Below are 12,443 nucleotides of genomic sequence, written 5' to 3'. Positions count from 1 at the left end.
ACGATAGGCTCATCGGACAATTGCACGGCCTGGGTGGCCATGGCAGGTGTTATACGATGGAAATCGCGCTGCCAGGCCCGACTCTTTGCCAAGGCAAACCCAGCACCAGGGCATGTAGCTGTTCGGCACCCAATTCTATCTGAGAGCCGTGTCGAGAACCCGGCCAGAAGAACTTGCCTTGATGCAGGCGGCGCGCTACCAGCCAGATACCCAACCCGTCGTGCACCAGCACCTTGATGCGCGTGGCGCGGCGATTGGCAAACAGATAAGCACAGTGCGGCTGCGCCGCACCGAACACTGCAACCACCCGCGCCAGCGCGGTTTCGGTGCCGGCGCGCATGTCCATCGGCTCGGTGGCGAGCCAGATGGAGTCGATGCGGATCATCGCAACAGGTCTCGCAGAAAGGTGGCGCAGGCAGCGGCGCTTTCGGTCGGCCAGTTCACTTTCACGGTGCCGCGCGGGTGTGGGATTTCGAGGCAGATAGTCGATGACGCGGCTTGCGAATTTGCTCCGGCTAACTGCAAGGGCAGCGGAATGAAAGCAGGTTGCAGCGCCATGGCTTTCTGCGTTTGCACTCGAATCCATTTATGGACGAGGTTCGCGTTGAGGCTGTGGCTCAGCGCAACGCTGGCAATCGAGGCCCCGGGCTGGGAGCACTCTTGAATGACCTGGGCCTTGAAGGATTTGGAGTAGGAACGGCGTTGTGGCTGCATGAAAGACCCGCTTAAAAGGCTAGAAATGGTGTCCACTTAAATCAGGTGGACACCATCGCCTTTGGCGTCGGGGTCAGGAAGGTGTGTTGGCCGGACGCATACACAACTCACTCAGCTCAATCACCTGCTGAATCCCCAATGCAACATGCCGTCGCGACCCATCCAGATCAAACGCCAAATCACTGATCATGGCATTCGCCGAAGCTAGGTTTTCACTGAGATTGGCAAGCAGGCATTCCGAATCAACATCAGGTGCGATACGGAAGATGGTGTTGGGGTTGTCAGACGTTTCTTTCTCAGGCGTAGGGTTCAGATAGAAATCCAACGCCCGGGTGGCGGCGTCGTCGAGCTTCTTGTTGCGGCTCGATTGAACGCGGGATACAGGTTCGTCTGTAACTGGAGGGTTCGGTGTAATTTTGACCATAGCCTTAGCTATCTCTGGTTGAGGCTACGACCCGCTCGCGACTAAACGATTGGGAGGCAGCTGTACGCAGGTTAGTCGACCGACGAGCTAAGAAATCGGCGCGCCCGAGGGCGCCCTGCGCACAGCCACCATCGAGTGCAGGAATGGGAATACCTGACTGATGGACGCTTAAGCGACTTAGCAACGACGGGCGACTAAACCCGATCACTGATGAGCAGTGACAGATCCAAGTTACCGACGCGGCCAAGGGCGCACAAGCCGGCGGATTCTGGCGCAGTTGTAGGCAATGGCGCAAGGCGATGTCGGTCGCGGCTAGTCCCGGGGCGTCACGATAAACAGCTGGCCGGGATGTTGGGTTGATCATGTCGTCGAAAGTCGATTTTGAGTACACGGGGGGTGTCGTTGGTGGCGACATGATATTTGAGGGTTACGGGGGCTGACACACTGCTATCGCGAGCAGGCTCCCACAGGGGACTGTAGTGGGTTGAGGGTTTTGGATGTCCAGCGAATGGGCGGGAGAATGCAGGGATTACGCAAAAACCATTGGGCAGATGAGCAGACCTGCCCGAGTAAGCCTTGCCAACAGATCAATTTGCACCGGCTCTGGATTTCACATCCACCGCAGCTCTTTCGGCAGACGAGCTCTGGCTCGGTCTACGCAATCGCGCAAACAAAACTCCTGGCGCGACCGGCTTCAACACCCAACAAGCCTATTTCGGTTTCATCAATGGCTTGGAGTTGAACCAAGTTCATGCCTTCGCGCCGGTAAACTGAACTGCCCTCTGAATCAGCATGAACCACATACCCCCCATGCTTTACGCCTACACGAGTTTTATCGAGAGCAATACTGGCCGAGACCAGGATATGAAAATCCAGGGCGTTGTTCTTATGCAAAACCGTCGCGCCAATAAAGTGCTCTGCGCATATTTCCAAAGCGAGTTGCAGCCCATGGACAGCAGGGGTTTCTCGATAACTGCCCGGCATGAATATCTTATCGTCCCAGAACTGCGCGCTATTCAGTTCTTCCAGCCCATCGTTTCCTATATTGGGGTAACGTTTATGCTGGTAAAAAACGTTTCCATTCCAAAAGATGAAGCCTGTATTTCTAACGATTCCGTCGCTGGCTTCTGAACCTTCTGTGTCGATTTTTGCAATCCGCTCCTTCGTAGCCTTTGCATAATCGCCATAAATCCCTTTGTTCATGAGGTCCCGCTCCGGGATTTCATTCACAACCGCATCCATTTCCGCACCATATTTTGCCTTGTTGATATTTCTGGCCTGCCCCCATGATTTCAACTGCTTGGTTTCCCTTTTCAGCATCCTGGAATCTGGGCGCAACATTGATTTGAACCAAAGCGTCGTGCCTGGGACCAGTATCAGCCATGGATTTCTCTTTGAAATATCTACCAATGTTGCCCGGATGATTTCTTTTTCTTCCTCCGAAATAAACGAGACAGGCATTTCCTTGGAGAAAAGATACTCGGGGGCGACGACAAGGCAATAATCCAGTTTATGTCGATCGACATGTTTGGCGAAGGCAGTTCTCGCCATGTACAGCAAAGCCCCGATTCTAAGCTGTATGCAGAGAAGACTATTCTCGACGGGGACTCTTAATCTGCGTGTATCGAAGTCCCAGACCACCACCAGCAAGTTCGGCATCTTTTCCTCCCGCCTGGCTGCTGAGCGGTGCCGCAAGCCGGATTGGCCGCATCGTGTGGGAAGGCACTTGGCGCATTTTCCAGGAAAATTCAGCTTAGATGAGTCAGGACGATTTGGCCGACAGCCCCTGAAAAATGTTTGTGAAACACGAGACTCGAGGCCCTTGGGATGCTGCCAAAAAAACATCGGGCAGGTGTCCAAACCTGCCCAATGCCAACGAACTGACGAATCACCCCAACGTATTCAAACAAACCACCTTCGGCTGTGTCATTTCCTCATAGGCAAAGCGCACCCCTTCCCGGCCCAAACTGCCGTACTTGGAACCGCCAAACGGCATGGCATCGAAACGAAAATCAGAAGAGTCGTTGATCATCACGCCCCCTGCCTCGATTCGCCGCGCAGCGCTCATAGCGGTGGCGAGGTTGTTGGTGAAGATCCCGGCATGCAAGCTGTAATCAGGTTCGTTGGCCAGGGCGATGGCTTCATCAAACGTCTCAAACGGCTGCAACACCACCACCGGGGCGAAGGCTTCGTTGCGCCAGAGGCGGCTGGTGTGGTCGACGTTTTCCAGTACGGTGGCGGCGTAGCAGGTGCCTTGGCGGCGGTGGCCGCAGAGTAAGGTGGCGCCTTGTTGCAGGGCTTCGTTCACGACTTGTTCGGCATTTTGCGCGACTTGTTGGGTGATCATTGGGCCGATGTCGGTGTTGGCGAGCAGTGGGTTGCCGACCACCAGGGCTTGGGCCTGGTTGACGAAGCGTTCGCGGAAGGCTGCGTAGATCGGCGCGTGGATCAGCAGGCGTTGGGTGCCGATGCAGTTTTGGCCGGCGGCCCAGAAGGCGCCGGAGACGCAGCTTTCGACGGCGGCGTCGAGGTTGCAGTCGCCCATGACGATGACGGGGGCGTTGCCGCCGAGGTCCATGGCGAGTTTTTTCAGGCCGGCGCTGCGGGCGATTTGTTCGCCGGTGACGAAGCCGCCGGTGAAGGAGATCATTCGCACGTCGCGGGCGGCGACCAGGGCTTTGCCCAGTTCCGCGCCGCCGGTGGCAACGGTGACCACCGTTTCTGGCAGGCCGGCGGCGACCAGGTACGACACCAGTTTGAGGGCCGACAACGGCGCCAGCTCGGACGGTTTGAGGATCACCGCGTTGCCGCCGGCAATGGCGGGGCCGAGTTTGTGGGCGACCAGGTTCAGCGGGTCGTTGTAAGGGGTGATGGCGACGATCAGGCCCAGGGGTTCGCGGGTGAACCAGCCTTGGCGCGATTCGGCGCCTTCGTAGGCATCGAACGGCACCACTTCGCCGGCGTTTCGCTTGGCTTCTTCGGCGGACAGTTTGAGGGTGTTGATGCAGCGTTTGACTTCTTTTTCGGCCTGTTTGAGGGTCTTGCCGGCTTCGTCGACGATCAGCCGGGCGAAGGCTTTGGCATCGCGTTCGATGTTCAGTGCCGCTTGTTCGAGAATGCTTGCGCGGCGATGACGGGGTAGCGCGGCACACGCTCGCGCACCGCTGCGCCCGGTCTCGAGCAACTGTGGGACTTGCGAGGCGCAGACATCCGCGACGGTGCCAACGACGCTGCCGTCAAACGGGTTGAGGACTTCGATGTGCGGCTCGACGACCGCCAGGGCCAGACGGGAGACGTTCACAGGCTTTGCTCCTGTTTGCGCGCAGCAGATTGATGGATGTTGATGATGTCCGAGAGCAACGCGAATGCGGTTTCCGTACGCCCGGCGCCCGGTCCTGAAACCGTCACGGCGCCGAGCAATTCGGAGGTGAACGACACGGCGTTGGTGGCGCCGCTGACGCTGGCCAGCGGATGATCGTTGTTCAACAGGCGCGGTTCGACACGGGCGCTGATCGAACCATCGGCCTGGCGCGTGGCCGCGCCAATGAGCTTCCAGCGCGCGCCGTTTTGCCGGGCTTTTTCAATGTCGTCGAGGCCGAGGGAGGAAATGCCGCTGCAGGTGACGTCGTTGACGGTGAGTTTGGCATCCAGCAGTTCGTTGGCCAGGATCACCACTTTGAGGCGCACGTCATGCCCTTCGACATCTGCTGTCGGATCGGCTTCGGCGTAGCCCAATGCCTGGGCTTGGCTGACCGCTTCGGCGAACCCCAGCCCGCCTTCCATACAGGTGAGCACAAAGTTGGAGGTGCCGTTGAGAATGCCTTCGAAACCGACGATCGAGCTGCCGGCCAGGGACTGCTTGGCCAGGCGAATAACCGGCGTGCCACTCATCACCGAACCTTCGTATTCAAAGGCGACGTTGTTGCGCCGGGCCAGTGCTTTGAGCTCGGCGCCGTGCAAGGCGATGGGGCCCTTGTTGGTGGTGACCACATGCTTGCCGCGTTCCAGCGCCCAGCGGCAGAACGAGGTGGCCGGCTCGCCGTCCACCGGGTTGGTGAAGGTGGCTTCGGCAATGATGTCGGCGCCGCAATCCTTGATCACCGCCTCATTCAGGGCATCGACTGTGCCACCGGGCAGTTGCGCCATGGCGCCTTTAACGGCCGGCAGTTTGGCCAGCGACGCGGCGTCGAGGCCGTGGCGGTCCATCACCGAACCGAGGAACAGGTCGGTCACGCCGACGATTTTCAGGGTGAAACCCAGTTCGGTTTTCCAGCTTTCGTTTCGCTCGGCAATCAGTTGAGCCAATGCCCGGTTCACACCGCCGAAGCCGACCAGCGCCAGTTTGTATTCAGTCATTTTTGTTATGCCCTTGATCCGGGTGATGGGTTGTTGGGATCTAGGTTAGGGGCCCAGGCAGGGCAGTGAAATAGGTCAATTTGCTCTATTTTATGGGCGTTTTGACCAGGGTTTGGGCGAAGCGTCAGGTATGGAAAAAAACCAATGTGAGTTGGCTTTGCAGTCAGGTTGACGCGGTCCATTTGTGGTGAGGGAATACCTGTGGCTGGGGTTGATCTGTGGCGGCTAGCATGACTTTGTGGGAGCGAGCCTGCTCGCGATAGGGCCATGTCAGTCAACATTGATGTCGGCTGGTCTACCGCTATCGCGAGCAGGCTCGCTCCCACAGGAGGTCATCGCTTAGACGGATAACGGGGCTAGACCACCGACGACAGCACAAACGAAGTCACGGTGTTTTCCACCCCGGGCAACGCGGAGATTTCCTTCCAAACCTTATGCACCCGCTCCGGGTTCGCAGCGCCGACTCGCAGCATCAGGTCGAATTCGCCGCTCATCACATCGCACTGGAGCACTTCCGGCATGGCCTGCAGGGCCTGTAACACTTCCGCACCGCGCATGCGGTCGTAGCGGTAGACGAAGATCACCGCGTTGATGTTCGAAGACGCTTGCCCGCCCTCCCCCGTGCGCACGGTGTACCCCTGGATCGCGCCGTCGCGTTCGAGCCGTTCGATGCGCTGGCGCACGGCGTTGCGTGACAGGTTGACCTTCGCCGCCAGCTCGGCGTGGGCGGCCCGGGCGTTGAGCCGGAGTTCGGCGATGATGCGTTCATCGAGCGGGTCCAGAATTCGCTTCACGTGGCCTCCTTACAGCGCGCCGAGCAGTTGGTGGAGGGTGTCGAGGTCGTCCGGTTGAATCCGGTAAATCTGCGCCGCGCCATACTCTGCGGGCGGGAGGTGTTGCGCCGCTATGCTGATCCCCAGTTCGCCTAGCAGCACCGCCGATTTGGCCGGTGAGATTTCCCCCAGGGTCACCATCGGTGCCACCAAACTTCGGCGGTACAACCGGGCCGCGAGAACGCCGGTGGCGGTATGCGGGTCGATGACGTAACCGGTGTCGCGGTACAGCGAGGTGATTTCCTCCAACGTCTGCTCATCCGTGACCGCGTAAGAGTCGATGATCATCCGCGCCTGCAACCAGAACTCGTTGGCGATGGTCATCTCGCCGCTGGTTTCAAAGGTTTCCATCAGCGCGCTCACCGCCTGAGCGTCATGCCCGTAGAGCTCCCAAAGAAACCGTTCCAGGTTGGAAAAGATCGACAGGTCCATGGCCGGCGACAAGGTCTTGTTGGCGCGCAACCTGGAGTAGTGGTTCTTCAGGAAAAACTGATGCAACGCATCATTCTGGTTGGTCGCCACGATCATCTGGGTGATCGGCAAGCCCATTTTCTGCGCGATGTAGCCGGCATAGACTTCGGCAAAACTCGCCGCCGGCACGCTGAAACCGATGGGGCGCTGACCGCCGCCCAATTGCAGCACGGCGTGGAAATAAAACACCAGCTGCGCCATGACACTGACCCAGTTGCTGGAGTTGAAACTGATCGCCTCGTGCCGGGTGCACGGCCATTGCCGGAACAGTCGGGTGATGAGGGTCTGGCACTCGTCGAAGCTGCCATTGACCGCGAACTGATGCACCCTGGGATGCGCCACCGCTTGCAGGTGCTGGAGTTGTTCTTGCGGGACGCCAGCCTCCGGGTAAATCACCACCACGTCGGTTTCATCGCAGTGTTTGAAGGCCTCGATGGCGGCCAACCCGGTGTCGCCGTTGGTGGCGCCGATCACCACCGCGCGACGCTGGCGTTTGCGCAAAAAATATTGCACCAGCCGCGCCTGCAACTGCGCGGCAAAATCCTTCGAGGAACGGGTCGGCCCGTGGAATAGTTCCAAGACCCACTCGTTGCGATCCACCTGATGCAAGGGCGCGAGGGAGCGATGGCTGAACTGGCTGCCAGCCTCCTTGAGCACACGCTTGAAGTCGGCCTCGGCGATCGCCTCGCCGACAAACGGGCTCATCACCCGATAGGCCAATTCGTCATAGGGCAAGGTCGACCAGTTGGCGATGTCCTGGGGTTCAAACTGCGGCAGCTCAAGCGGTACGAACAGCCCGCCGTCCTCGGCAATGCCAGACAACACGACCTTTTCAAAATCAACCTGCACAGCCGAATTCCGGGTACTCACATAGCGCATGGTTGGCTCCGGCCATTTATTTATAACGATGTGCCTGCTCGACCAGCCAGGTGGAAAACATCACCGCGTCAGGGTGCTGGTCGGCCCCAGAACCGCGTACCAGGTAGAACGACTCGCTGGCTTCGATGCGCTGGGTGAAGGGCTCGACCAGCCGCCCATCTTCAAGCAGATCAGCCACCATCGACGAGCGAGCCAGGGCGATCCCCTGCCCCAGTTCGGCCATGCGCAAGGTACAAACCAGCGTGTCGAACTGCATGCCCGTCGAAGAATCAACGCTGTCCGCACCGACCATGTTCAGCCAATACCCCCAGCCCTCTTCGTAACCCAGCACATGGAGCAGCGGATGGTTCGCCACGTCCGCCGGCACCCGCAGTGGCGAGCTCGCCATCAGGGCGGGCGAGCACACCGGAAACAGCGTGTCCCAAGTCAGTCGCTGCGACACCAGGCCGGACCATTGGCCATGGCCCCAGCGAATTTCCATGTCGTCTTCACCGTCCAGCTCCTTGACCCAGATGTTGCTGATGTAGCGGATGTCGACCTGTGGATGGGCCTGGCGAAAGCCCACCAGTTTGGGTGCCAGCCAGTGCACGAAAAACGCCAGGCTGCCGCGCACCTTGATCGGCCGGCGCTTGTGCTGGCCAAAAATCTCGTTGGTCCCCACCGCCAGTCGAGTGATCGCGTCCTGCACAACCGGCAGATACGCCTGGCCTTCCTCGGTCAGCCCCAGGCCTCGGGGCAAGCGCTTGAACAGCGCCACCCCCAGATGGCTTTCCAATTGGCGGATCTGCTGGCTGACCGCCCCCTGGGTCAAAAACAGCTCTTCGGCGGCGTGGGTGAAGTTCAGGCAACGGGCAGACACCTCGAATGCCCGCAGCCAGTTCAATGGGGGTAACGTCTTTTGCTTCATGGTCTGGACCTCGTTGACACCCCTTGCACCGAGCACGCTTGCCCGCCCCGTCGACGGCGGCTAGAACGCATCGGACGGTTGTGCCAAGAGGCCGACCGACAAGCGTCGCTCGCGGCTTTTGCGGGTAATGTAATACACGAAATAGCACCAGGCGATGAACGGCAAACCGAAGTACAGCGCCACCCGCTGTTCAGGGTCGAAAGCAATCCCGACACACGCCAGGCTGCAGCAGACCAGCGCCCCCAGCGGCACCCACGGATAACCGCGGACGCGGAACTTGAGGTCGCGAACATTGCCGCCATTGGCCACATAGTGACGACGAAACGCCATCTGGCTCGCGGCGATGCTCATCCACACCACCACCACGGCCAAACCGGAGATCGACACCAGCGCCAAGTAGATGGTGTCGGCGGCAAACACGCTGCTGAGCAACGAGGCGGCGCCACCGGCCATGCTGACGATAATGGCGTTGAGCGGTGTGCCCATGCGGGTCAGGGCCGAGAACTGCTTGGGCAGGTGGCCTTGGTCGCTCAAGGTCCAGAGCATCCGCGAGGCGGCGTACAAACCGGAGTTGGCGGCCGACAACAAGGCACTGATGATCACGAAGTTCATGATGTCGGCGGAGTACGGAATCCCGATGTAGGTAAACACCGTGACGAAGGGGCTCTCCACCAGCCCGGCCTGCTCACGGGGTAACAAAGTCGCCAGGACGAAAATGGTCCCCACAAAAAAGATTGCCAGGCGCAACACCGTGGTGCGAATGGCACGCGGCACATTGCGCTGGGGGTCTTTGGTTTCACCCGCGGCGATGCCGATCAGTTCAGTGCCGGAAAACGCAAAGGAGACCGCCAGTAATGTCATGGCAATCGGCATGAAACCGGTAGGAAAAAGTCCCTCGCGCGTGAAGTTGCTCAACCCGATGCTGTGAGCCTGATCGATATGCAGCAGGCCGAGAATGGCGCCACCGCCGATCAGCAAAAACACCACCACGGTCATCACTTTGACCAGGGATAACCAAAACTCGGTCTCAGCGAACAAGCGCACCGAGATCACGTTGGTCAGGAACACCAAGCCTGCGAACAGCGCACTCCAGATCCATACGGGCGTATCCGTAAACCATCGCGACATCAAAATGCCCGCCGCGGTGAATTCAGAACCGATCGCCACCGTCCAGGTCAGCCAGTACAGCCACGCCACGGTGTAGCCGGTGCCGGGGCCGAGATAACGCGTGGCATAGGTGCTGAACGAACCGGTTTCCGGCATCTGCACCGCCAATTCGCCCAAGCACATCATCACCATGTAAACCATGAGTGCGCCGATGATGTAGGCGATCACCGCCCCCAAGGGACCGGCCTGGTTAACGGTGTACCCGGACGTGAGAAACAGCCCGGTACCAATGACGCCACCCAATGCCAACATGACAATATGGCGCGTCTGCATTTCCTGTTTAAAACCGGCACGCGTGATGAGTTGTTGTTCTTTTATGGACATGGTTGTTCTCATGAAAGTGGTCAGGGCGCGGATTAACGTCTGCGATAAGTTACGCGGCAGCGTAAAAACAGGTCGCCACTAAGCTTTATTATTATTCCTATTCATGAACTCCCCACTAACGGCCTTGTTGCGGGGTATCAACGTTCTAACTTCAGTTTGCAGTCTCGGTGCATGTTTCATTTAATTGGGGGTTTAGTTCATTCCGCGTTTTTTTGACAAAGGCGAACGCCTGCTTCAGATCGTCCAGTAGATCGTCGGTGTCTTCGATGCCGACAGACACCCGCACCAGCCCTTCGCAGATGCCCAGGGCCAGGCGTTCCTCCAGCGTGTTCTCGACGTGGCTGGTCGTCCGGGCCGGGCCGTAAATGGTTTCCACCGCGCCAAGATTGCCCGCGCAATGGGCGAAGCGCAGACGCGGCAAGAGCACCTTGACCGTGTCCATGCCACCGACCAGAACAAAGCTGACGATGGCGCCGAAGCCGGACATCTGCGCGCACGCCACCGCATGGTTCGGGTGGCTGGGCAGGCCGGGATAATTGACCGACGCCACCAACGGTTCGGTGCAGAGGTACTCCGCCAGGACACGGGCACTGCATTGCTGCTGACGCATGCGCAGCACCAGCGTTTTCATGCCTCGGATGATCATGTAGGCCGAGAACGGGTCGAGCGTCGCCCCGTTGATTTCCCGATAGTGCCGAACCTTGGCCATCAAGGATTCGCTGCCGCACACCAGGCCGCCGAGCACGTCGCCATGGCCACTGAGGAACTTGGTCGCGCTGTGGATGACCACGTCAACACCCAAGGCCAGCGGGTTCTGATTCAGCGGCGTGGCGAAGGTGTTGTCCGCCACCACCACGGCGCCGACACGCTTGGCCGCCGCCACCAGACGCGGGATATCGAGTATTTTCAGGGTCGGGTTGGTCGGCGTTTCCAGGTACACCAACTGGCAACCCTTGGCGATTTCACGCTCGATCTCCTCGTGATCGAACGTCTCGCACAAGGTCACCGCCACGCCCATGCGCGGCAGGAACTCTTCGAAAATCTTGTTGGTGCCGCCGTAACTGTCCTTGGTCGACACCACCCGGTCGCCATGGGCCAGGAAGGTGTAAAGCACACTGCTGATCGCCGCCATGCCGCTGCTGAAAGCCACGGCAGACTCGGCCATTTCCAACTCGCCAATTTTTGCTTCTAGAGTCTCGACCGTCGGGTTGCTCATGCGGCTGTAGATAAAGCCTGGCGACTTGCCCAACGCGACGTCGTACCAAACGTCGATGTCGTCGTAACCGTACGCGGCGCTGACCACGATGGGTGTTTGAGTGGCGTTGTAAGGGTGCCTGACTTGCTCCCCACCCCAGACCGCCCGGGTTCCCGCTCCCGCGTTATCAAGCCCTGCGTTGTCAGGTTTATTGTTCATTACGGCTACTCACACTAAGGGGGTGAATGTTGAGCCATTCACCGGGTCTGGGGGCCAATATATTGAAAAGCAGCGCGCCCGAGAAACGATGTTATCGGTGCCAAAGGACTGCTTTTTTTAATGGCTGAGTGCGACAAGTAAACCGATAAACCTGTGGGAGCGGGCTTGCTCGCTCCCACATTGGCGATGCTTTGCACAGGTAATTTCGTTTTAGATGCCTACCCGCACTCATTCTCAAGAAATACCCGCCAGCCCCCCCTCAACCTGTCGTAATCTCGCACCTGAACAAGCCCAGCCCCGCAACCGGCCGAGATCTCACCCCAAATGCCCTCCATCTACCAACTCAAACCCGCCTTCCAAAACCTGCTCCGTCCCACGGTCCAACGCCTCTTCAACAACGGCATCACCGCCAACCAAGTCACCTTGCTCGCCGGCATCGTTTCCGTGCTGGTGGGGGCGGTCATCGCCTGGTTCGCCAGTCATCCATGGATATTCGTGCTGGTGCCAATCTGGATGTTCCTGCGCATGGCATTGAACGCGGTGGATGGCATGTTGGCCCGGGAGTTTGGCCAGCAGTCGCACCTGGGCGCCTACCTGAATGAGCTATGCGATATCATCGCCGACGTTGCCTTGATCCTGCCGTTTGCCTTGGTTCCCGATGCCAGTCTATTGCTCGTGTTGTTGGTCACGCTGTTGGCGTTGTTCAGCGAATACGCCGGTGTGTTGGGGGCGATGGTGGGGGCTTCGCGGTGTTATGACGGGCCCATGGGTAAAAGTGATCGCGCCTTTGTGTGCGGCGTGTTGGCGACCGGTATTGCCCTGGGTTGGCTCGGGGCGCTCTGGGTCAATGGCGTGATGGCGGTGGTGGCCGCCCTGCTGGTTTATACCTTGGTCAATCGGGTGCGTCATGGCCTGGACCAAGTGACGGAAAACGCTCCCTCAGCATAAGGAAGT

Annotated in this window: 12 protein-coding genes; 1 reads left to right on the top strand and 11 read right to left on the bottom strand. The window is 59.1% G+C overall.

The window, feature by feature from the left end; all coding sequences use genetic code 11:
• Window positions 1-49: 49 nt before the first annotated feature.
• The 11 genes from tnpB to ACA047_RS03555 all read right to left on the bottom strand — a co-directional run bounded on the left by tnpB (window position 50) and on the right by ACA047_RS03555 (window position 11,489).
• Window positions 50-385 (bottom strand): IS66 family insertion sequence element accessory protein TnpB, encoded by a 336-nt coding sequence (gene tnpB / locus ACA047_RS03605; RefSeq protein WP_201189253.1) that lies wholly within the window; start codon window positions 383-385, stop codon window positions 50-52.
• Window positions 382-714, bottom strand: coding sequence for an IS66-like element accessory protein TnpA (tnpA, locus tag ACA047_RS03600; RefSeq protein ID WP_207203826.1), 333 nt, complete (start codon window positions 712-714; stop codon window positions 382-384). Before tnpA ends, tnpB begins: the two co-directional genes overlap by 4 nt.
• Before the next feature lie 73 nt (window positions 715-787).
• The gene (locus ACA047_RS03595) at window positions 788-1,138 is read right to left on the bottom strand and encodes a DUF6124 family protein (protein ID WP_497356746.1); all 351 of its coding nucleotides are present in this window, start codon (window positions 1,136-1,138) and stop codon (window positions 788-790) included.
• Between the two features lie 654 nt (window positions 1,139-1,792).
• Window positions 1,793-2,797, bottom strand: a complete 1,005-nt coding sequence (locus ACA047_RS03590; RefSeq protein WP_497356744.1) for a hypothetical protein — start codon at window positions 2,795-2,797, stop codon at window positions 1,793-1,795.
• A 229-nt stretch (window positions 2,798-3,026) separates the two neighbouring features.
• On the bottom strand, window positions 3,027-4,439 hold the full coding sequence (locus ACA047_RS03585; RefSeq protein WP_497356742.1) for an aldehyde dehydrogenase family protein: 1,413 nt from the start codon (window positions 4,437-4,439) through the stop codon (window positions 3,027-3,029).
• A complete protein-coding gene (locus tag ACA047_RS03580; RefSeq protein WP_497356740.1) occupies window positions 4,436-5,494 on the bottom strand; it encodes a homoserine dehydrogenase in 1,059 nt (352 codons plus the stop codon). Before ACA047_RS03580 ends, ACA047_RS03585 begins: the two co-directional genes overlap by 4 nt.
• Before the next feature lie 356 nt (window positions 5,495-5,850).
• Window positions 5,851-6,288: an Lrp/AsnC family transcriptional regulator gene (locus ACA047_RS03575; RefSeq protein ID WP_497356738.1), complete on the bottom strand. Its 438-nt coding sequence runs from the start codon at window positions 6,286-6,288 to the stop codon at window positions 5,851-5,853.
• Between the two features lie 9 nt (window positions 6,289-6,297).
• Window positions 6,298-7,677 (bottom strand): threonine synthase, encoded by a 1,380-nt coding sequence (thrC, locus tag ACA047_RS03570; RefSeq protein ID WP_497356736.1) that lies wholly within the window; start codon window positions 7,675-7,677, stop codon window positions 6,298-6,300.
• Between the two features lie 16 nt (window positions 7,678-7,693).
• Window positions 7,694-8,584 carry a LysR substrate-binding domain-containing protein gene (locus ACA047_RS03565; protein WP_497356734.1) on the bottom strand — a complete coding sequence of 297 codons (891 nt, stop codon included), beginning with the start codon at window positions 8,582-8,584 and terminating at the stop codon, window positions 7,694-7,696.
• A gap of 60 nt (window positions 8,585-8,644) precedes the next feature.
• The gene (locus tag ACA047_RS03560) at window positions 8,645-10,075 is read right to left on the bottom strand and encodes an amino acid permease (RefSeq protein ID WP_497356732.1); all 1,431 of its coding nucleotides are present in this window, start codon (window positions 10,073-10,075) and stop codon (window positions 8,645-8,647) included.
• A gap of 151 nt (window positions 10,076-10,226) precedes the next feature.
• On the bottom strand, window positions 10,227-11,489 hold the full coding sequence (locus ACA047_RS03555; protein WP_497356730.1) for a cystathionine gamma-synthase family protein: 1,263 nt from the start codon (window positions 11,487-11,489) through the stop codon (window positions 10,227-10,229).
• 324 nt (window positions 11,490-11,813) lie between these two features.
• Here ACA047_RS03555 and ACA047_RS03550 point away from each other — a divergent pair, with 324 nt between their 5' ends.
• Window positions 11,814-12,437, top strand: coding sequence for a CDP-alcohol phosphatidyltransferase family protein (locus tag ACA047_RS03550; protein WP_497356728.1), 624 nt, complete (start codon window positions 11,814-11,816; stop codon window positions 12,435-12,437).
• Window positions 12,438-12,443 lie beyond the last annotated feature (6 nt).

This window comes from Pseudomonas sp. LBUM1664 (assembly GCF_059695895.1).
The sequence above is the reverse complement of the archived record's forward strand: the minus strand, read 5'-3'. Positions and strand labels throughout refer to the sequence as shown.

What these genes read in the sequence shown, in the direction of transcription:
- tnpB (WP_201189253.1), bottom strand. Translation starts at nt 385, where the DNA reads ATGATCCGCATCGACTCCATCTGGCTCGCCACCGAGCCGATGGACATG.
- tnpA (WP_207203826.1), bottom strand. Translation starts at nt 714, where the DNA reads ATGCAGCCACAACGCCGTTCCTACTCCAAATCCTTCAAGGCCCAGGTC.
- ACA047_RS03595 (WP_497356746.1), bottom strand. Translation starts at nt 1,138, where the DNA reads ATGGTCAAAATTACACCGAACCCTCCAGTTACAGACGAACCTGTATCC.
- ACA047_RS03590 (WP_497356744.1), bottom strand. Translation starts at nt 2,797, where the DNA reads ATGCCGAACTTGCTGGTGGTGGTCTGGGACTTCGATACACGCAGATTA.
- ACA047_RS03580 (WP_497356740.1), bottom strand. Translation starts at nt 5,494, where the DNA reads ATGACTGAATACAAACTGGCGCTGGTCGGCTTCGGCGGTGTGAACCGG.
- thrC (WP_497356736.1), bottom strand. Translation starts at nt 7,677, where the DNA reads ATGCGCTATGTGAGTACCCGGAATTCGGCTGTGCAGGTTGATTTTGAA.
- ACA047_RS03565 (WP_497356734.1), bottom strand. Translation starts at nt 8,584, where the DNA reads ATGAAGCAAAAGACGTTACCCCCATTGAACTGGCTGCGGGCATTCGAG.
- ACA047_RS03560 (WP_497356732.1), bottom strand. Translation starts at nt 10,075, where the DNA reads ATGTCCATAAAAGAACAACAACTCATCACGCGTGCCGGTTTTAAACAG.
- ACA047_RS03555 (WP_497356730.1), bottom strand. Translation starts at nt 11,489, where the DNA reads ATGAACAATAAACCTGACAACGCAGGGCTTGATAACGCGGGAGCGGGA.
- ACA047_RS03550 (WP_497356728.1), top strand. Translation starts at nt 11,814, where the DNA reads ATGCCCTCCATCTACCAACTCAAACCCGCCTTCCAAAACCTGCTCCGT.